This window comes from Thermocrispum municipale DSM 44069, from assembly GCF_000427825.1.
GTDB lineage: Bacteria > Actinomycetota > Actinomycetes > Mycobacteriales > Pseudonocardiaceae > Thermocrispum > Thermocrispum municipale.
In genome coordinates this window covers 82102-99818 of the sequence record NZ_ATYT01000006.1, presented here as the reverse complement: position 1 = coordinate 99818, position 17717 = coordinate 82102, and the positions used below count along the sequence as shown (strand labels likewise).

Annotated in this window: 18 protein-coding genes; 7 read left to right on the top strand and 11 right to left on the bottom strand. The window is 69.0% G+C overall.

From position 1 onward, the window contains the following. The first annotated feature begins 175 nt into the window (after positions 1-175). The 4 genes from YWM_RS0107375 to YWM_RS0107360 are packed head-to-tail and all read left to right on the top strand — an operon-like array spanning position 176 to position 3712. Positions 176-1120, top strand: coding sequence for a metal ABC transporter substrate-binding protein (locus YWM_RS0107375; RefSeq protein ID WP_028850188.1), 945 nt, complete (start codon positions 176-178; stop codon positions 1118-1120). Further along, complete coding sequence (locus YWM_RS0107370; RefSeq protein ID WP_028850187.1) at positions 1117-1887, top strand: metal ABC transporter ATP-binding protein; 771 nt, start codon at positions 1117-1119, stop codon at positions 1885-1887. The genes YWM_RS0107375 and YWM_RS0107370 overlap by 4 nt, the downstream gene beginning before the upstream one ends. Continuing rightward, the gene (locus tag YWM_RS0107365; protein ID WP_028850186.1) at positions 1884-2819 is read left to right on the top strand and encodes a metal ABC transporter permease; all 936 of its coding nucleotides are present in this window, start codon (positions 1884-1886) and stop codon (positions 2817-2819) included. The genes YWM_RS0107370 and YWM_RS0107365 overlap by 4 nt, the downstream gene beginning before the upstream one ends. Next, on the top strand, positions 2816-3712 hold the full coding sequence (locus YWM_RS0107360) for a metal ABC transporter permease (RefSeq protein ID WP_028850185.1): 897 nt from the start codon (positions 2816-2818) through the stop codon (positions 3710-3712). Before YWM_RS0107365 ends, YWM_RS0107360 begins: the two co-directional genes overlap by 4 nt. Here the strand turns inward: YWM_RS0107360 and YWM_RS0107355 are convergent. From YWM_RS0107355 to YWM_RS0107345, 3 genes are all read right to left on the bottom strand, one after another. Continuing rightward, positions 3697-4257 (bottom strand): hypothetical protein, encoded by a 561-nt coding sequence (locus YWM_RS0107355; protein ID WP_156914687.1) that lies wholly within the window; start codon positions 4255-4257, stop codon positions 3697-3699. The genes YWM_RS0107360 and YWM_RS0107355 overlap by 16 nt on opposite strands. Before the next feature lie 102 nt (positions 4258-4359). Beyond that, entirely contained in the window at positions 4360-5037 is a 678-nt protein-coding gene (locus YWM_RS0107350; RefSeq protein ID WP_028850183.1) for a metal-dependent transcriptional regulator, read from the bottom strand. A gap of 114 nt (positions 5038-5151) precedes the next feature. Further along, the gene (locus YWM_RS0107345; protein ID WP_052344650.1) at positions 5152-9153 is read right to left on the bottom strand and encodes a WD40 repeat domain-containing protein; all 4002 of its coding nucleotides are present in this window, start codon (positions 9151-9153) and stop codon (positions 5152-5154) included. 1160 nt (positions 9154-10313) lie between these two features. Between YWM_RS0107345 and YWM_RS26400 the strand changes: the two genes are divergently transcribed. The 3 genes from YWM_RS26400 to bcp all read left to right on the top strand — a co-directional run bounded on the left by YWM_RS26400 (position 10314) and on the right by bcp (position 11746). Next, the gene (locus YWM_RS26400) at positions 10314-10490 is read left to right on the top strand and encodes a hypothetical protein (protein WP_169720967.1); all 177 of its coding nucleotides are present in this window, start codon (positions 10314-10316) and stop codon (positions 10488-10490) included. 212 nt (positions 10491-10702) lie between these two features. After that, positions 10703-11260, top strand: a complete 558-nt coding sequence (locus YWM_RS25135) for a hypothetical protein (RefSeq protein WP_052344649.1) — start codon at positions 10703-10705, stop codon at positions 11258-11260. Positions 11261-11269: 9 nt separating this feature from the next. Further along, complete coding sequence (gene bcp / locus YWM_RS0107330) at positions 11270-11746, top strand: thioredoxin-dependent thiol peroxidase (protein WP_028850181.1); 477 nt, start codon at positions 11270-11272, stop codon at positions 11744-11746. A 325-nt stretch (positions 11747-12071) separates the two neighbouring features. Here bcp and rdgB read toward each other — a convergent pair whose 3' ends face one another. The 8 genes from rdgB to YWM_RS22560 form a co-directional block, all read right to left on the bottom strand. Then, the gene (gene rdgB / locus YWM_RS0107325; RefSeq protein WP_028850180.1) at positions 12072-12686 is read right to left on the bottom strand and encodes an RdgB/HAM1 family non-canonical purine NTP pyrophosphatase; all 615 of its coding nucleotides are present in this window, start codon (positions 12684-12686) and stop codon (positions 12072-12074) included. Further along, complete coding sequence (gene rph, locus YWM_RS0107320) at positions 12683-13480, bottom strand: ribonuclease PH (protein ID WP_028850179.1); 798 nt, start codon at positions 13478-13480, stop codon at positions 12683-12685. The genes rdgB and rph overlap by 4 nt, the downstream gene beginning before the upstream one ends. A gap of 10 nt (positions 13481-13490) precedes the next feature. Beyond that, complete coding sequence (locus tag YWM_RS0107315; RefSeq protein ID WP_028850178.1) at positions 13491-14267, bottom strand: MBL fold metallo-hydrolase; 777 nt, start codon at positions 14265-14267, stop codon at positions 13491-13493. A 43-nt stretch (positions 14268-14310) separates the two neighbouring features. Next, entirely contained in the window at positions 14311-15123 is an 813-nt protein-coding gene (murI, locus tag YWM_RS0107310) for a glutamate racemase (RefSeq protein WP_028850177.1), read from the bottom strand. Continuing rightward, positions 15120-15803: a rhomboid family intramembrane serine protease gene (locus YWM_RS0107305; RefSeq protein WP_211232448.1), complete on the bottom strand. Its 684-nt coding sequence runs from the start codon at positions 15801-15803 to the stop codon at positions 15120-15122. Before YWM_RS0107305 ends, murI begins: the two co-directional genes overlap by 4 nt. A gap of 193 nt (positions 15804-15996) precedes the next feature. Continuing rightward, positions 15997-16959: a PLP-dependent cysteine synthase family protein gene (locus tag YWM_RS0107300; RefSeq protein WP_028850175.1), complete on the bottom strand. Its 963-nt coding sequence runs from the start codon at positions 16957-16959 to the stop codon at positions 15997-15999. Next, entirely contained in the window at positions 16959-17231 is a 273-nt protein-coding gene (locus tag YWM_RS0107295) for a MoaD/ThiS family protein (protein WP_028850174.1), read from the bottom strand. The genes YWM_RS0107300 and YWM_RS0107295 overlap by 1 nt, the downstream gene beginning before the upstream one ends. A gap of 4 nt (positions 17232-17235) precedes the next feature. Next, positions 17236-17679 carry a M67 family metallopeptidase gene (locus tag YWM_RS22560; RefSeq protein ID WP_052344648.1) on the bottom strand — a complete coding sequence of 148 codons (444 nt, stop codon included), beginning with the start codon at positions 17677-17679 and terminating at the stop codon, positions 17236-17238. Positions 17680-17717: the final 38 nt, after the last annotated feature.

Genomic DNA, 17717 nt, shown 5'->3' with positions numbered 1-17717 from the left:
ACTGCGCGACCTGGCGCGCACCCATCCTCCCCGCCCGCGTACCACGCGGCTACCCGCATATTCACCGCAGCTCACGAGCGAATTTCGTCACAGCGAAAAATCTGCTCTCCTTGTTAGACTCGATTCAACTACGGCGGCACAAACATACGAGTTCTCCGCATCGAGAGGTCGTCGCATGGCAGTGCGTTCCCGGCTCATGACGGCACTGGCCGCTGTGGCGAGCGCGGTGCTCGCGCTGGCGGGCTGCACGGCCGTCGCGGCGGAGGATCGCGATGGCCTCACGGTCTATGCGACGACCGGCTATCTGGCGGACGCGGTGCGGAACATCGCTCCGGAGGCGACCGTGGTGACCATGGTCGGTCCCGGCGGCGACCCGCACACCTATCAGCCGTCGACGAAAGACATCGAGCAGATCCACGACGCCGACCTGGTGCTGTGGACCGGGCTGAATCTGGAAGCCCACATGGTCGACCAGCTTCGCAGCCTCGGTGACAAGCAGCTCGCGGTCGGCGAGCAGCTCCCCGAGGAGCAGCTGCTGTCCTTGCCGGAGACCGATGCCGACGGCGAACCACTTCACGACCCGCACATCTGGAACAGCCCTGACGCGTGGTCGCTGGTGGTCGGGCACGTGGCGGACAAACTCGGCGAGGTCGATCCGGCACGGGCGGAGGCCTACCAACGCAACGCCGCGGAGTACCGGGCCGAGATCGCCGATGCGGCAGCCGAGGCAGAGAAACTGCTGGCCGGTGTGCCCGAGCCGCGGATGCTCGTCACCGCCCACGACGCGTTCAACTACTTCGGCAAGACCTACGACCTGCAGGTGCACGCCACCGACTTCGTCTCCACCGCCGCGGTGCTCAGCGCCGAGGAGCTGTCCGACCTGGCTGCCGTGATCGCCGAGTACCGGATCCCGGTGATCTTCCAGGACAACCAGGCGAACCCGCAGGCGATCACCAGCCTGCAGGAGGCCGTGCGGGCGCTGGACTTCGAGACCACGATCTCCGACACGGAGCTCTACGCCGACTCGCTCGGGGCCGAGCCCGGTGTCGACACCTACCTCGGCGTGTTCCGCCACAACGCGCGCGCCGTCGCAGCGGCCCTCGGGAAGGGAGCGGCATGACGAGTGCATCGGCGCGGCGGGACGGGGAGTTCGCCTGTGTCGCCAGGAACCTCTCGGTGGCATACCGGGCCGAGCCCGTGCTGCGCAACGTCGATCTCTTCGTGCCGCGTGGCGTCGTGATGGGCGTCGTCGGCCCGAACGGTGCGGGCAAGTCGACGCTGATCAAAGCGATGCTCGGCCTGGTCAAACCGCTGACCGGCCGGACCGAGTTCTTCGGCCTGCCGCTGGCGCGCGTGCGGCAACGCGTCGGCTACATGCCCCAGTCGGCCACCGTCGACTGGGACTTCCCCACCACCGTGCAGGACGTGGTGCTCATGGGCACCTACGGCTCCCTCGGATGGTTGCGTCGCCCGGGCCGGGCCGAACGCGCCCGCGCGATGGCGGCGATGGAACAGACCGGCATCGCCGACCTCGCGTCGCGGCAGATCGGCGAGCTCTCCGGAGGCCAGCGCCAGCGCGTCTTCCTGGCCCGCACGCTGGTGCAGTCCCCCGACCTGTACTTCATGGACGAGCCGTTCCAGGGCGTCGACGCCAAGAGCCAACAAGCCATCGTGGCGGTCCTGCATGCGCTTCGCGAGCAGGGCAAGACCGTGGTCATCGTGCACCACGACCTGGTGACCGTGCGCGAGTACTGCGACCACGTCACCCTGCTCAACCAGCGCGTGGTCTCCTCCGGTCCGGCAGCGGAGTCCTTCACCAAGGAGAACATTCGCACCGCGTACGACGTCGCGGCCGACGACGACAGCTTCCTCGAGTTCGTCTCATGAGCTTGCTCGAGTTCTTCACCAACCACACCTACCGGATGGTGCTCGCCGGCACGGTCACCATCGGGTTCGTCGCAGGTGCCCTCGGCAGCTTCGCCTACCTGCGGAAACAGTCGCTGATCAGTGACGTCATCGCGCACGCGGCGCTGCCCGGCACGCTGCTGGCGTTCCTTGCCGCCGTCCTGCTCGCCGGCACCGGCGGACGCAACATGCTCGGGCTCATCGCGGGAGCGGTGGTGGTGGGAACGATCGCCGTGCTGTTCGCCAACGGTGTCGCCCGGACGTCCAAGATCAGCATCGACACCGCCATGGCCGTCTCGCTGACCATCTTCTTCGGCGCGGGCATGCTGCTGTTGCGGATCATCGCCAACGGCGAGTTCCCCGGGAAGGGCGGCATCCAGGACTACCTGTTCGGCAACGCCTCGGTGATCACCATCGCCGACCTCATCACCAGCCTGACCGTAGGCGCGGTCGCGCTCGCGCTGATGCTGCTGTTCTGGAAGGAATTCGCGCTGCGCACGTTCGACCCGGACCACAGCAGTGTCCTCGGCTTCAGCGCCCGCGCGATCGACACGCTGATGTTCACCACGATCGTCATCGCCACGGTCATCGGGGTGAAGGCCGTCGGGCTGGTGTTGATGGTCGCGTTCGTCGTCACCCCGCCCGCCGCGGCCAGGCAGTGGACCCGGACGTTGCCCGGCATGGTGACGCTGTCTGCGGTGTTCGGCGCGCTCGGCAGCGGCGTCGGCGCGTATCTGTCCATCGTGCTCGGCAACGTGCCGACCGGACCGCTCATCGTGCTGACCTTGTTCGCGCTCTTTCTCGTCTCGCTGCTGGCATCGCCGCGCCGCAGCATCGTCACCGCGGTGCTGACCCGACGCCGCGCGCGTGCCGCGTTGAAGCGTGAGCTGACCGGAAAGGGATCGGCGGCATGAACTTCGTCCTCGGTACCGCCTTGCTCGCGGTCGTGACGGCGCTGGCGTGCGCGTTACCGGGAACGTTCATCGTGCTGCGCAAGAACTCCATGCTGGTCGACGCGATCAGCCACGCCGTCCTGCCCGGCATCGTCGTCGGCTACTTCTTCACCCAGGATCTGGAGTCACCGCTGCTGATCGTCGGCGCGGCGCTCGCCGGGCTGGTGGTGGCCGTGGGCAGCGAGTGGCTCGGGCGCACCGGGCTGCTCACCGGCGATGCTCCGCAGGGCCTGGTGTTCCCCGCACTCTTCAGCGCCGGGGTCATCCTCGTGACGGCGAAGTTCGCCAACGTCCACCTGGACACGCACGCCGTGCTGGTCGGAGACCTCAACCTCGCCGCGTGGGAGCAGCTGACCGTCGGGGGTGTGTCGATCGGGCCGACCTACTTGTACGTGATGCTCGCGGTTCTCGCCCTCAACTGCGCGTTCCTGGGCGCCGGCTACTCGCGGCTGAAGGTCACCACGTTCGACCCGCAGTTCGCAGGCAGCCTCGGTATCCGGGTGGGCCTGGTCAACACGGCCTTCATGTTCGTCGTGTCGCTGACGGTCACAGCCGCCTTCCACGCCGCGGGCGCGATCTTGGTCATCGCGCTGATGATCGTGCCGCCTGCCACGGCGTACCTGCTCAGCAGACGCCTACCGGTGCTGTTCGCCCTCACCGCGGTGATCGCGGCAGGCGGCGCGCTCGCCGGATTCTGGATCGCCTACGAGCTCGATGCGGCGACCAGCGCGGGCATGGCGGTGTTCTACGGCCTGGTGTTCGTGGTCGGGTACCTCGGCACCCGGATCGAGCAGCGCAGGCGACACCGACTGCACGCCGTTCGTGCCGTCAGCACGGCTCAGTCGGCCTCGTAGCTGTCCTTGACTCCCACGTAGTACATCGGCGTGATGCACACGACGAGGATCACGATCAGGATCGGCATCACCAGCAGGTAGTGCGTGATCCACGAACCGGTCGCGGTCGCGATGATCGAGACGGTGACCACCAAGCCCGCGACGAAGGCAAAGGCCACGGTCAATCCGTCGATTCTCGGTTTCGGCAGCCGTGCGCGGTATCGCAGCCGGACGATGAGCCGGGCGAGAACCAGACTGACCCCCACGCCGAAGATCGGACCCACCAGAAAAGCCGCGCCGAACACACCAGGCAGGCCGAACCAGAAGTACAACGCGCTGACCAGCACACCGCCGAGCAGGAACGCAATCACGCAGGCCGGAACGGAGCGCGGGCGATCAAGCCAGTCGACGACCACCGGATCGCGCCCGATCTGCATGAGGCCGTGCGCGAGAACTCCGCGCATGTCGTCCTCGACCATGTCGCCTGCCGACGGCAGCGCTTCCTCCGGATGCAGCTGGTGGTGGATCAGCCGGTTGGCGTGTGCGATCGCGATGTCGGTACCCAAGTCGTTGCGGTCACCCGTACCTTCCGATCGCGCTGGGGCGGGGCCGTCGACGTCCCCGTCGTCGGATCGATCGTCGTCCGCGGCCGCCGGCATCGGTCCGAATCAGCTCACCGGGGATACCCACACCGCGTCGGTGGCCGACCGGCCGAGCGGCAGGATCGCACCCGTGGCCTCGACCTCGACCTCGACCGTGTCGGAGAACGGCGCGGGCGGCCGGGTGTGCAGGACCGTTCGGTAGCCGATGGCGTTGCCTGCCAAGAACTGCAGCAGCCTGGGGTCGTCGTCGGCGATCCGTTCCACTCGCGCCCGCTTGTTCGGCCCGAACTCGCTCAACCGCACCGCATGCGGCTTCTGCACCGTGCCGTCGGCCCGCGGGATCGGATCACCGTGCGGATCCCGGTCCGGATGCCCCAACTTCTCGTCGATCCGCTCGATGAGGAAGTCCGACACCGCGTGCTCGAGAGTCTCGGCCTCGTCGTGCACCTGATCCCAGTCGTAGTCGAGCACGTCGACCAGGAACGTCTCGATCAATCGATGCCTGCGCACCATGGCCACCGCCAGCGCGCGCCCTTCCGGCGTCAGGGTCACCGCTCCGTACCGGGCGTGCTCCAACAAGCCCTGGTCGGTGAGCTTGCGGATGGCGTCCGACGCCGTGGACAGCTTCACGCCGACGCGAGCCGCCAGGGTGGACGCGGTGACGGGTTCGTCGGACCATTCGCCGAGGCTCCACACCGCCTTCAAGTAGTTCTGGCTACTCGCCGAAAGCGCGGACACCGACATGAACTCAGGCTACTAAACAACAAAGTTCGACCGGGCGTACTTGTGCTCGAGTGATGGTCCTACGGACCGGTCGGACTGCCCGAACGCAGGCGGCCACCGAGCCGCGCGCCGCTCTCAGCGGCAGGGTGGGTCGTAGTCCTGATACGGAATGTGCCGTTCCCACGCCGCCTCGGTCAGCACGGACGCCGTCTTGTCACAGATGCGCCGGGCGCTGTGCGCAACTCGCAGATCCCACAGCCGAGCCGTGCCGTCGCTGCTGGCCGACAACGCCTCGCCGCCGTCGGTCATCGCCACATCCTCGATGATCCCGGTGTGGCCGGGCAACGACGTCGACGTGCGGTCCCGCACCGACCAGATCCGGATCGTCTTGTCGTAACTACCGGTGACCAGACGATCGCCATCGGGCCCGAAGGCCAGTGTCGTGACCGCGTCGGTATGGCCGCGCAGTGGTTCGCCGAGCGCGGTCGGCCGTTCCGGCCGGCGCACGTCCCACAGCCGCACCGTGCGATCGCCGCTCGCGGTCGCCAGTACCTCCCCGTCGGGCCGGAACTGCACCGCCCACACCGGCCCCCGGTGGGCCTGCAACGGCTTACCGATGCGCCGCGGCTTCTCCGGGTCGCTGACGTCCCACAGCAACACCGTCTTGTCGAACGCACCGGTGGCCAGCACCGGCTTGTTCGGGCTGAACGCCACGGACGTCACGTACGTCGCCTGCCCGGTGTCGACCGTGCTCAGCAACGTCGGCTTTGCGGGGTCGGCGATGTCGTACAGGCGAAGCACGCTGCCGTTGACCACGACGAGCACCCGCCCGTCCTTGCTGAAGTAGCCACTGCTGCCCTCCAACGGTTCGCCGATCGGTTTCGGCGAACCCGGCTTGTCGACCCGCCACAAGCGCAGCTCCTCGGCGTCGTTGCCGACCGCGAGCAGCCTGCCGTTCGGGTGGAACTCGAGGTGGCCGACGACGCCGCGCGGTCCGGTCAGCGGCGGGCCCACCGGCCGAGGCCGGCGATCGGGTCCGACCTGCCACAGCTGGGCGACCTGATCAGCTCCGCCGGTCGCCAGCAGGTTGCCGTTCGGGCTCACGGCGACCGCGGCGACCCCGTCGGCATGCGCAGGCAGCCTCCGCGGCGGCAGGGTCCACAACCTGCTGACGCCGTCCTCGCTGGTGGTGAGCAACTGCTCGCCGTCCGGGCTGAACTCGACCGCGTACACGATGCCGCCTGCCGCGGCGAGCGGCCGCCCCAACGGACCGGCTCGCTCCGGGCGTGCGACGTTCCACAGTCGCGCGGTGCCGTCCGAGCTGGCCGAGGCGAGCGTGCGGCCGTCCGGACTGAACGACAACTCCCACACCAGGCCTTCGTGACCGGACAGCGGGCCACCGACCGGCTTGGGTCGGTTCGGTTTGCTGACGTCCCACAACTGCACGGTGCCGTCCTCCACGGCGACGGCCAGGGTGTGTCCGTCGGGACTGAACACCGTGGCGTGCACCTTGTCGGCTGCACCCTTCAGCGGGCCACCGAGCTGCGAGAACTTGCCGTTGCTCATCCGCCACAGCCGCGCGTCGTGATCGTCGCTCCCGCTGACCAAGTACTCGCCGTCCGGGGAGAACGCCACCGAGCGAACCGCCCTGGTGTGGCCGGTCAGGTCCTGCTTCCACCGCGGCCGCGCGGGATCGGACATGTCCCAGATCCGGACCGAGCCGTCGCCATGTGCGGTCGCCATCAGCTTGCCGTCGGGGCTGAAGTGAATCATGTAGACGATGCCGTGACGGCCGTCCAGCGGCGTGCCGAGCGGTTTGGCCTTCTCCGGCTTGGTGACGTCCCACATCCGGATGGTGCCGTCCTCGCCCGCGGTGGCCAGCGTGCGACCGTCCGGCGTGAAGATCGCGACGCCCACCCAACCGTCGTGACCGGTCAGCGGCTTGCCCAACCGGACAGGGCTGCCTTTGTCCGGCAACCGCCACAGCTGCACCGTACGGTCCTCGCTCGCGGTGGCCAGCACCTTGCCGTCGGGGCGGAACTTGCCCAGATACACCGCCGCTCGGTGACCGCGCAGCGGCGTGGCCAGCGGAGCGTGCTGCATCGCCAGCAACCGGCCGGTGACCGCGGGGTCGTCCGGCCGCTCACGGTGGGCGACCATGGCCAACTGCGCTGCCAGTGACGGATCGGTCGTCTGCAGGTTGTCCGAGGCGGCCACGATCTGCTGGTACTCGGCCTCGTTGCGCTGATCGATCGCAATCGCGGCAGCTGTCGCCGCGATCAACGCCAGGACACACACCAGCGCCACACCACCGCGACGAACCCATCGGTTGCGGCGCGCGTTGCGGGCGGACGCGTCCAGGAACGCCCGCGCCACCGGTGTGGCGTCCACCGACCGCTCGTCCTGCGACAGCCGCATGGCCGATTCCAGCCGTGCGCCCCGGTACAGCAGCGACGCATCTCGGCCTTGTGCGTCCCACACCTGCGCGTCGGCTTCCAGCCGCTGCCGCAGCAGGTTCTCGGCCCGGTTGTCGTCGATCCAGCTGCGCAGCCGCGGCCAGGCTTCCAGCAGCGCCTCGTGGCTGATCTCCACCGAGTCGGCGTCCAATGTCACCAGCCGGGCGGCCGCAAGCGATTCGAGCGCCTGCTCCGCCGCGCTGGCATCGTCGAGGCCTGCCACGAGCTCGGCCCGGGTCGCTCGTCTGCGTACATCGCGCGTGGTCTCCCCGACCTGCACCAGATGCAACAGGATCCGCCTGGCAGCAGCCTGTTCGGCGGCGTCCAGTGACTCCCACGTTCGTTCGGCCGTCGCGGCGACCGCGCCGTGAATGCCGCCCGCTGCCCGGTACCCAGCGATGGTCAACTTGCCGCTGCTGCGCCGCTGCCATGTCGCCAGCAGCGCGTGAGACAGCAACGGGAGCGCACCGGCGTCGTAACCTGCCGTCGCCCGCCCGCGGGTGGCCGTGGTGACCTGGGCGCCGAGATCGGCCAGCATCAGCTCGACCAGCCCGCGTTCCAACTGCAGGCCGACGGCTTTCGCCGGCCGCACGACCGCGTCGCGCAGCTCCTGTGCGGTCATCGCGCCGAGCGCCAGCTGCCGGTCGTGGGTGGCTTCCACGATCGCCGGATAACGCAGACAGCGGTCGTAGAAGTCGGCGCGGACGCCCATCACGACGAGACCGGGCGCCGGTTCGGCCCGAAACCCGGGGCTCGGGGAACATGCGGCCTGCAACACCCGGAGGAACAGCAGCCGCTCGTCCTCGTCCTTGGTCAGAGTGAACAGTTCTTCCAGCTGGTCGACGACGAGCACGACCCCGGCACCCGGGCCGCCGGTCCGTTCGGCGAACGCTCGCACCGCGGACCGGACTTCGGCCACGAACTGCTCGGTCGCGGGGTCTCCGCCCTCGTCGAGTACCGAGCTCGCGGTGCGCAAGGGCTCGGCAAGCTCGTCGACCACCTCCGCGACCTCGTGCAGCGGGGCGCGGCCAGGCGTGATCGCCACGACCGGCCACGTTGCCGTTTGCGCATCGTTGAGCGTGCGCGGCGCCAGGGAAGGTCCGAGCCCGGCCCGTAACAGCGACGACTTACCCGCGCCGGAGGCACCGACGACCATGACGAACCCGCCGACCTCGGCCGCCCGGCGCAGCTTGCCGAGGAGCTGCCGCGTGCTGCGCTCGCGTCCGAAGAACCAGCTGCTGTCGGACTGCCGGAACGGGGCAAGACCCCGGTACGGGCACACGCTGTCGTCGGCCACCGGAGTCTCGGCGCTGTCGGTCTTCTGTGCCGAGCTCGCGCTGATCGGGGTGGCCAGCGCCTGCTGCCAGAGTTCCTGCCACGCGGCGAGGTCGTAGAGTCCTTCGAGTACGGGTTCGGCGCGGCGTTTGCGGGCTTCCCCGATCAGGACCTGGAGCACGGCGGCCAACCCGGCGAAGCGCGCAGGGACGTTCCGGCCGCGGCGCCAGTCGCTGACCCGCTGCCCCGTCACGCGCACCGGACGCCCACGATCGTCCAGTCGCCGCGCGCGGTGCACCGACTCGGTGACCTTTTTCAGCGGCGGATTGCCGGCTTCCGCATAGAGCAGAGCGAACCGTTCGGCGAAGCGCTCGCGGGGCGTGGTGGCCAGTTCCGAACCTGTCACCTGCCCCTACCGTTCCGGACCGGAAAACGTTTCCACAGCTTGCAAGCAGGCATTTTACGCGGAACGGAGCGTGGCGCACTTCAGGTGTTTCCGCACGCGCGCGAGGCTGCGTTCAGCGGCCGAGACGGGGGCCGCCGATCGATTGCAGTTGGGGAGCTGGGATCGAGCGGCAGTGGCTGTGTGTCGGCCTGTGGTGTTGGGCAGGGTTGGGGGGCCTGCCCAACACCACAGTCCTTTTCGCGGGTCGCACTCACGGACCAAGTCGCACCAGGCGGCCACCTCGGCGACTGCTTCGTCAGTTCCTTCCTCCGCCGACCTTTCAGGGTCCCGGTCACGCGGCGTCACACCATCACCCGGGCACGATCGGCCGGCCTTGACTCCCTCGCCCAGCCACCCGCATGATCCCGCGGTCTGAGTCGCACTGCCGACTCGCGTCCCAGCCCTGACGTCCGTCAGCGCCCGGCACGACGCACGAAGCCACGAGCTCGATCCACGGCCGTCGCGACTCACACAGCCGTGCGCACGGTCTCCCAGCGCCTGGCGACTCACGTACCCGCGAACGCGATCCCCAGCCCGCCCGGCGATTCACGTACCCGCGAACGCGATCCCTAACCCGGCGCGACTCCTCGCAGCCGTGGGCACCGTTCCCCAGCTCCCGGCGCAACTCACGCGGCCGCAGGCGCATCCATCCCATGCCGACGCGATCGCCAGCCGCCTACCCGGCCCCTCGCGTGCGTGTTTTTCACGGCCCCCCGACTTCGGCCTCACCGCGCGGACATGCCCGGCTACACACCGCCATACAGGCCGAGGTCGACTTGATCTTCGTCACATTCCTGGCGGCGCCGCAGGGGCGTCATTGGCGAATGATTTCCCGGCGAGCTGCGAAAACTCCAGGTCACGAGCAGGAGCACGGGAAATTCTTCGCCTGCAGGCCTATCTGCACGGTCACATGCAAGTGTGCCTGCTTTTGCGATTCGGTAACCCTAGGGCATGAATACTGGGCAGATCGGGTAGTCTCTCGTAGTGCCGGTCGACCCCCAGGGCCGGTACTTCGCCCCCGGTGCCCCCTCCCCCCTCGGCGCCGGGGGCCCTTTTATGCCCAGGTCAGGTGAGATTGTGCGGGCTGTGCGATTCGGATCTTCCTCGGTACGCTACGGAGTATGGTCAACCCGTTACGGTGGGTGCTCGACCTCGTGGAGTGGTTCGAGGACCGCGGTGTCTACGTGCCGGGCGACGACAGCGGCGTCGTCCGGCCGTGGCGCGCTTTCGGCTGGATCTTCGTGGGGTGGATCTTCACCCTCGGCCTGTTCATCTTGTTGTTCGCCCTTGCCGCCTGACCAGCCGGTTTTGTCCGTTTCATGGTGAGCGCGATCACCTCCCGTGCCGCTGCGGTTACGGCTTGGCCACAGCCCAACACCAGCTACGACTCGGTCAGCGGATCTAGTCGCGCTCGCACGTGCACGTGCATCAAAGTGGACCGGCGGGCGGACAGCCCGTCCGAACCTTCCCCCTGCCGAGCCGCTTCGGGCGGCCGCTGAAGGAGCGACCTGTGACCACCCGGCGGAGACTCGCCGCAGCTTGCCTCGCGCTGGCCGCCACGTTGTGCCTCGCGGCGTGCCAGTCCGGCGCTGCGGGTGATCCGTCCAACGGCAGCTCCTCGGCCACGTCGTCCGGCGGCAGTGGTCCACCGGCGCCGACCACCACGCAGGCACCGGTGTTCGGCCGCCCCTACACGTACCCGAGCGGGGTGTCGGTGACCGTCTCGGCGCCGCAGGCGTTCAAGCCGAGCGTCACGGCCAACCCACGCTTCGACCACGCCGTGTCGTTCGAACTCACCTTGCACAACGGCACGGACGAGCCGTACGACATGAGCCGCCTGCGGCTGGAGGCGTCGGTGAACGGACACCCGGCGAGCAAGGAGATCATCGACTCCACCAAGGGCTACCCGGGCCTGCGTGGGGTGAGCACGAAGCTGCCACCCGCCCGTTCGGTCACCGTCCTGCTGGCCTATGGCAGCAAGGAGTGGCCGTCGGAGGCCGGGCTGCGTGTTCGGGTCGGTCCGCAGCAGCGCGCCTCCGCCGAGTTCTCCGGTCCGGTGGAGAGCTAGGGTTGGGCCGTGGCCAATGCGAAACTCGCGGTGGGCGACAAGGCCCCCGACTTCACCCTGCCTGACAGCACCGGCAAGGACGTCAGCCTGTCCGACTACGCCGGCCAGCACGTCATCGTCTACTTCTACCCCCGCGCAGGCACCCCCGGCTGCACGAAGCAAGCCTGCGACTTCCGGGACAACCTCGCGGTGCTCAACGACGCCGGCTACCAGGTCCTGGGCATCTCACCGGACAGCCAGCAGGCGCTGGCCAAGTTCGCGGAGAATCAGCAGCTGACCTTCCCGTTGTTGTCGGACCCCGACAAGAAGGTCATGCGCGAATGGGGCGCCTTCGGCGAGAAGAAGAACTACGGAAAGGTCGTGCAGGGCGTCATCCGCTCGACGTTCGTGGTTGCGCCGGACGGCACGCTGGCCGAGGTTCGGTACAACGTCCGGGCCACCGGTCACGTGGCGATGCTGCTGAAGAACCTCAAGCTGGCCGGCTGACCGGCAGACGACACCCAGCCCCGCGGTGCGCTGCACGATCTCGATCCGCGGCACCGCAGCATTCTCGACGGGTCACTGACCGGCCGGTCAGCCCGGCAGAGAACGGCGGCGCACGCGGTCAGCCTGGTGGATCACGTCATCGACCCGCGTGGCACCGCAGCACGCGGCTTCCCGTGCCCCAGTTGACCGGCCGGTCAGACCGATCACCACCTCAGCGGGGCGGGGCTGAGCCGGTGGAACACCGCCCCGCGCGGGCGGATCTTGAGCACGGCAGACCTTGCCGGCACGTTGACCGGCAGGTCAGTCCGGAACACCGGCTGCGACGCTAGCCCGCCAGCTTCCGCAGGTACGGCAGGAGCGCCCGCAGAGCCCGCCCACGATGCGACTGGGCGTCCTTCTCGGCCGGCGCCAACTCGGCGGAAGTCCTCGTCGAACCCTCCGGCACGAAGATCGGGTCGTAACCGAAACCGTTGGTGCCGCGCGGCTCGCGGACGATCGTGCCCGGCCATTCGCCGCGCACCACCGTCTCGGTGCCGTCCGGCATCACCAGGGCGGCGGCGCAGACGAAGGCCGCTCCCCTACGCTCGTCCGGCACGTCCGCCAGCTGTCCGAGCACCAGTTCGAGGTTCGCCCGGTCGTCCCCGTGGCGGCCGCACCAGCGCGCCGACAGCACGCCCGGCATGCCGTTGAGCGCATCGACGCTCAGCCCGGAGTCGTCGGCGACCGCGGGCAGACCACTCGCCCGCGCCGCGTCCCGCGCCTTGATCAGCGCGTTTCCTTCGAACGTGGCCTCGCTCTCCGGTGACTCGGGGAAGTCCGGCACGTCGGCCAGCCCGAGCACCGTGATGCCTGCCAGTCCCTCGTCGGCGAGGATGCGTCGCAACTCGGTCAGCTTGTGCGCGTTGCGGGTGGCCAGTACCAGCCGGGTCTGTTCGCTCACTTCGACTTCGCTGCCTTCTTCTGCGCCCGGCCGGACGGCTTGGCGGGTGGCTCCGGCAATTCGCCGGGGTACGGCTCGGCCAGGGCAGCGGCCTGGATCCGGCTCAGCTCGGCACAGCCCGCGAGTGCCATGTCCAACATCGCGTCGAGCGTCGACCGGGTGAACGTGGCGCCCTCCGCGGTGCCCTGCACCTCGATGAGCGTGCCGGAGTCCGTCGCGACGACGTTCATGTCGACCTCGGCGCGCGAATCCTCCTCGTACGGCAGATCCAGCCGCACCCGGCCGTCCACCACCCCGACGCTGACCGCCGCGATGCCACTGGCCAGCGGCTGCGGATCGACCAGGCGGTCGGCGGCCGCGAGCCACGTGATGGCGTCGTGCAACGCGACATAAGCGCCGGTGATCGCCGCGGTGCGCGTGCCACCGTCGGCCTGCAGCACGTCGCAGTCGATCATGATGGTGTTCTCGCCCAAGGCGGCCAGGTCGATACAAGCCCGCAGCGAGCGGCCGATGAGCCGGGAGATCTCGTGGGTGCGGCCGCCCAACCTGCCCTTCACCGACTCGCGGTCGCTACGCGTGTTGGTCGACGACGGCAGCATCGCGTACTCCGCGGTGACCCAGCCAAGACCCGAGCCCGCGCGCCACTTCGGCACACCCTCGACGACGCTGGCCGCGCACAACACGCGCGTGTTACCGACGTCGATCAGCACCGACCCCGCAGGCCACTTCTGGTACCCGCGGGTGATGGTGACCTTGCGAAGCTCGTTGTCTGCCCTGCCGTCTGCTCGTGCCACGTGTTGCACCCTAGCGGCGCTGTGCCAACTCATAGCTCGCACCCTGAACGACGATCTCCGACGGTCCCGTGTACGCGGCCTTGACCTCGGCGTGAATCGCGGCTGGGTCGGTCCACGGGGCGATGTGCGTGATCAGTAACTTGCCCACCCCGGCGCGCTCGGCCAGCTGCCCGGCTTCCGCGCCGGAGAGGTGGATGCCCGGAGGTCGGTCGTCCGCGTCCGTCCACGTCGCTTCCGCCAGCAGCACGTCCACGCCCGCAGCGAGCCGCTCCAGGGACGGGCAGACTCCGGTGTCGCCGGTGTAGGCGAACGTGGTGCCGTCGTAGCTGATCCGCACGCCGTAGGCCGGGGTCGGATGACAGACCTCGATGGCTTGCACCTCGAACGGACCGATCATCGTCGGTTCGGACGGCAGTGGCGCGAACGAATAGCTGTCGGTCAGGTCGGTCTCGGCCCGCTCCCGCTCGTTCGGCGCATACAGGTTGACCAGGCGCTGTTCGGTACCCGCCGGGCCGTAGACGGGGAGGCGCCGGTCCGCTCCCGGCCGCTCCGGGTGATAGCGCCGGATGACCGTCAGCGCGGCGAAGTCCGCGCAGTGATCCGGATGCAGATGGGACAGCAGCAAGGCATCCAGATCGAACGGGTCCCGCAATTGCTGCAGCGCCGACACTGTGCCGTTGCCCAGGTCCAGCGCCAGCGTGAAGTCGTCGGCTTCGAGCAGGTAGCCTGAGGCGTTGGTGCCGGGCCCCGGCACGCTGCCCGCGCATCCCAGGATGGTCAGCCGCATGCAAGACACCTTGCCACGCCGGGCACGGAAAGCGAACGGGCCGTTACGGTGACGGGGTGAACACCACGTCGCTGGTGAGGCCCACGGGGATGCCGAGGAACCGGCGAGCCAGCCGCTGGAACGGCTCCGCCGGCCCGGTCGCGGTGAATTCGTGCGATGGCGGCTCGTCCCCGGGCTCGGCCAGCGCGTCGTGCTCGGTCAGTACCCGCACCACGTCCTTGGCCGTCTCCTCCGCGCTGGAGACCAGCGTGACCTGCTCCCCCATGACGATCTGCAGCACGCCGGTGAGGAACGGGTAGTGGGTGCAGCCCAGCACCAGCGTGTCGACATCGGCGGAGATCAGTGGCTCGAGGTACCCCTGCGCCAGGCCGAGCACCTGCCTGCCGGAGGTCAGTCCACGCTCGACGAAGTCGACGAAGCGCGGGCACGCCACGCTGGTCACCTGCACGTGGCTGGCGGCATGGAACGCGTCGTCGTAGGCGCGTGAACGGATGGTGCCTTCCGTGCCGATGACACCGACCCGGCCGGTGTGGGTGACGGCTACGGCACGCCGGACCGCCGGGAGGACGACCTCGACCACCGGCACGTCGTAGCGTTCCCGAGCATCCCGCAGGCACGCCGCTGACGCGGTGTTGCACGCGATGACCAGGGCTTTCACACCGCTGTCGACCAGCTCGTCGAGCCTGCTCAACGCCAGCTCGCGCACCCGCGCGATCGGCAGCGGTCCGTACGGGCCGTTGGCGGTGTCGCCGATGTAGCGGAGTCGCTCTGCGGGAAGCTGATCCATCACCGCGCGGGCCACGGTCAGCCCGCCGACCCCTGAGTCGAAGATCCCGATCGGAGCGGCTCGGTTCACGCCGCCAGGTTACCCGGCGGCAGCGGCGGCGCTGTCGGCGTGGACTTGCCGACGGAGCGGTCGGCCTTCGCGGCCAGCCAGGCGGCGAGCACACCGGCCAGTGCGCCGAACAGGTGCCCCTGCCAGGACACGTTCGCCGCACCTGGCAGCACACCCCACAGCATCCCGCCGTAGAGGACGAACAGCACGACCGCCAAGACAAGCTGCCCCGGAGCCCGGTTGAAGATGCCGCGTACCAGCAGGAACGCCAGCCAGCCGAACGCCAGCCCGGACGCACCGATGTGCACCGTGCCGTCGGCGCCGGTCAGCCACACGCCCAGCCCGCCGAGGATCCAGATGGTGAGCGTGACGGCGATCCATTGGCCGATGCCGCCCGCCATCGCCAGGAAGGCGAACAGCAGCACCGGGATGGTGTTGGCGGCCAGATGCTCCCATGTGCCGTGCAGCAGCGGAGAGAACACCACCCCGAGCAGGCCGTCGACCTCGCGCGGCTCGATACCGCCCGCGTCCAGGTTCGCAGGCAGGATGACGTCGACCAGCTCCACCAGGTACAGCACGGCGGTGAACCCGAGCGCCACGAGCGCCGCGGCTTTCGGGTTCGGCGGCAGCACCCGGCGTCGCTTGTCGACCGGCTTGGCGGAGGTCGTGCTCGGTGTCCCTGGCAGCGGCGGTGTGCTCATGACTCCAGGCTACGAGCGTCCGACCGGTTCGTCCTCGGGGAAAACCCCGGAAATCGGGCGACCGGAGCCAGGGTCAGGTCGGGCACTCAGCGGGCAGAGCTCGGCCGCCGAGCCGGTGCCTCGGCTCCCGGGTGGCCGTCACGCCCGGAGATGGCCGTCCAGCTTGACCGGCGCCTCGGCTCCCGTGTGGCCGTCAGGCCCAGAGTTGGCCGTCCAGCTTGGCCGCCGCCTCGTCCAGAGCACCCGCGTAGGCACCGGTGGACAAATACTTCCACCCGGCATCGGCGACCACGAACGCGATGTCGGCGCGCTGACCGGCCCGCACGGCCTTCTCCGCCGCCGCCAGCGCCGCGTGCAGCACCGCACCGGTCGAAATGCCCGCGAAGATGCCCTCCAGCTCGAGCAGCTCCCGCGTGCGGCGCAACGCGTCATAAGCACCGACGGAGTACCGGCCGGTCAGCACGCTCTCGTCGTACAGCTCCGGCACGAACCCCTCGTCGAGGTTGCGCAGGCCGTAGACCAGCTCGCCGTACCGAGGCTCGGCCGCCACGATCTGCACGTCCGGCTTGTGTTCGCGCAGATAGCGGCCGACACCGATCAACGTGCCGGTCGTGCCCAGCCCGGCCACGAAGTGGGTGATCTCCGGCAGGTCCTTCAACAGCTCCGGCCCGGTGCCCTCGTAGTGCGCCTGCACATTGGCCGGGTTGCCGTACTGATACAGCAGCACCCAGTCCGGGTTCTGCTCGGCCAGCTCCTTCGCCCGGCGGACCGCCTCGTTGGACCCACCGGCCGCCGGGGAGTACACGATGCGCGCACCGAAGGCCCGCAGCAGCTGCTTGCGCTCCTCGGAGGTGTTCTCCGGCATCACGCACACCAGGCCGTAGCCCTTGATCTTGGCGGCCATGGCCAGCGCGATGCCCGTGTTACCGGACGTCGGTTCCAGGATCGTCGCGCCGCGGCGGAGGGTGCCGTCCCGCTCGGCAGCCTCGATCATCGCCAACGCGGGCCGGTCCTTGATCGAGCCGGTCGGGTTGTAGTCCTCCAGCTTCGCCCACAACCGCACCGGCGGCCCGTCACCGGTGTCCGGCGACAGCCGCGGCAGGCCGACCAGCGGCGTCGAGCCGACGGTGTCCAGCAGGCTGGCGTAGCGTCCCATCAGCCGCCGGCCACCGCGGGCAGGATCGTGACGGTGTCGCCGTCGGAGACCTTGGCCTCCAGCCCACCGGCGAACCGCACGTCCTCGTCGTTGACGTAGACGTTGATGAAGCGATGCAGCTTGTCGTCCTTCACCAGCCGGGCCTTGATCCCGCTGTGCCGCGACTCGATGTCGTCGATCACCTCGAGCACGGTTTCGCCCGTGGCCTCGACGGACTTCTGCCCACCGGTGTGCGACCGCAGGATGGTGGGAATGGACACGGTGACGGCCATTGGGTTACCTCCGCTGTTCTGCCTGAGTCGGCTCCGACTCGGCCTCGATGATCCTGACCGGCTCCTCGGTGACGACACCGTCGACGATGCGGTACGAACGGAATTCGTGCTCGTCGGGGTCCCTGGTCGACACCAGGACGTAATGCGCATTCGGCTCCGCCGCCAGCTTGATGTCGGTGCGGGACGGGTAAGCCTCGGTCGCGGTGTGCGAGTGGTAGATCACCACCGGCTCTTCGTCCCGCTCGTCCATCTCCCGGTACAGCTTCAGCAGATCACCGGAATCGAATTCGTAGAACGTCGGCGAACGCGCGGCGTTGAGCATGGGGATGAACCGCTGGGGGTCGTCCGAGCCCGCCGGGCCCGCGATCACCCCGCACGCTTCGTCGGGGTGATCCGCCCGCGCGTGGGCGACGATCTTGTCGACGAGCTCGCGGCGAATCTGCAACACAGCATCGATCCTAGAACTTGGACGTTACTGGTCCGAAT